This window comes from Rhizobacter sp. P1_G5 (genome assembly GCF_056405435.1).
Window position 1 is genome coordinate 1 of record NZ_JBFUCB010000809.1, and the last position, 2272, is coordinate 2272.

Annotated in this window: 1 protein-coding gene; it reads left to right on the forward strand. The window is 68.8% G+C overall.

Annotation, left to right across the window (positions count from 1 at the left end; genetic code table 11):
- On the forward strand, positions 1–2272 hold a 2272-nt coding region (locus AC1D12_RS31360; protein ID WP_477845094.1), incomplete at both ends, for a calcium-binding protein.

Consider the following 2272-nt stretch of genomic DNA (forward strand, 5'->3'; position numbering starts at 1 on the left):
CCGCGACATCGTGCTCAGCGATGGCGACATGGGCACGGGCTTCAAGTCCTTCGCCGAGCTCGGCCAGGCCGATACGGTGATGGAGGGCGAGAACCGCAACGGCCAGGGCGGCCAACACGTCAGTTGGCGCGACCTGGGGCCGGTCAGCACCGGCGAGTATGCGGTGTACATCACCAGCAAGGGCTGGACGGGCAACCCGGCCGGTGCAGGGAATCGGCTGTCGCTGCCGTACGGCTACATCGACCCGCTGGCCAACATCGACCTGCGGGCGTTCGCGCAGGACACGCTGGGCACGAGCGTGCTGCCCGAGAGCAACCCGCTGTATGCGTCCATCGCTGCTCAACTGGGCTACGAGCCCGGCAGCTTCGACCTGGTGATCCAGGGCAGCAGCCGCAACACCGGCAACGGCGGCTACGCCTACGACCCGAACGACCCGAACCCGCAGACGCGCCTGCTGGACAGCTTCAGCACGGCGGCCTACGCCGGGCGCGACGTGATCGACACCGGCGCGGGGGATGACGTGGTCAACGCCGGTGGCGGCGACGACCTCGTCTTCGCGGGCGCGGACAACGACGTGGTGGCCGGCTACCAGGGCAACGACATCCTCAACGGTGATGCCGGCAACGACCTGCTGTACGGCGACTACCTGTCGCGGCTCAGCACGGCGCTGGTCGATGGCATCACCGGGCTGTCCAAGGGGTCCACGGGCCTGGACGGCAGCCAGCATGGCAACGACCTGATCAATGGCGGGGCCGGCAACGACGTGCTGATGGGCAACGGCGGCTCCGACGTGCTGAACGGCGGCGATGACAACGACGAATTGCACGGCGACGAATACGGCCTTGCCGCGCAATGGTCCGGCAACGACGTCCTCGACGGTGGCGCCGGCAAGGACACGCTGATCGGTGGCGCGCTCGACGACGCGCTGAAAGGCGGCATCGGCGACGACGTGCTGTTCGGCGACGGCGAGATCACCTACGTGGCCGCCGAAGGCCACGGCAACGACGATCTCGATGGCGGCGACGGCAACGACCGTCTCTACGGCGGCGCCGGCAACGACCAGCTGATGGGCGACGACACGATCGACAAGGTGCCTGGCAGCATCCACGGCAACGACCGGCTCGATGGCGGTGCCGGCGACGACACGCTGATGGGCGGCGGCGGCAACGACGTGCTCACCGGGGGCGATGGCGATGACTGGCTGTCGGGCGAGGACGAGGATGGCACCGCCGTGGTCTCCACGCTGACGGGCAACGACCAGCTCGACGGCGGCAGCGGCAAGGACACGCTGGTCGGCGGCAACGGCGACGACCAGCTGCGCGGCGGCGAAGGCGACGACATGCTGTTCGGCGGCGCCGGCAACGACACGCTGGACGGCGGCGCGGGCATCGACGGCCTGTCCGGCGGCGCGGGTGACGACACTTACATCGTGCGGGCGTCCGATCTGAGCGACGGCGCCGTCGTCGACACCATCGTCGACAACCTGGGTCGCAACAAGATCGTCATCGAGGGTGGAGAGATCACCGCACAGGCTGCGCTGAACGGGACCGATCTGGTGCTGCGGATCGGTGCGGGCGGCATCCTGATCACGGGCGGGATGCAGGGGGCCGTCCAGACCTTCCAGGTCGCGGACGGGCAGGAGTTGAGCCTTGCCCGCGCGCTCGGCCAATGGCTGCGCGGACAGCAGGACCTCACCGCGTCGGGCACGGGCCAGCACCTGATCGGCGGAGCTGACAACGACGTCCTGCGCGCCGATGCGAACTCGCAAGGCTCCGTGCTGTCCGGTGGCATGGGCAACGACACATTCGACATTGCGAGCACGCAAGGCGCGACGCTGCAGTTCTCGCAAGGGGACGGCCGTGACACCGTTTCGGTGGCTGCCGAGGCTCGAAGCGCGGACAACGTGCTGCAACTGCAGGGCGAAGACTTCATGCCCGAAGACCTGCGCCTGCGCCGCGAGGCGGACACCGGAGCCGTGGTGCTCGACATGGGCTCGTTCGGCGACGCGCTGGTGCTCGACCAGAAAGGCGTGTCGCAGCTGGCCACCGTGGGCCGCAGCTTCGATCGAATCGAGTTCGAAGACGGCAGTGTCCTGACCTGGGACGAGCTGCTGGCGCGGGGCGTGCTGGTCGAGAGCACCGGCGCGGGCGCAACCCTGTTGGGCAGCAACGTGCACGACGTGATCGTCGGCAGCGAGGCCTCGCGGCGCATCGATGCCGGCGCAGGTGACGACAGTTTGCTGGCCGGCAGCGGTAATGAAACGCTGGTGGGC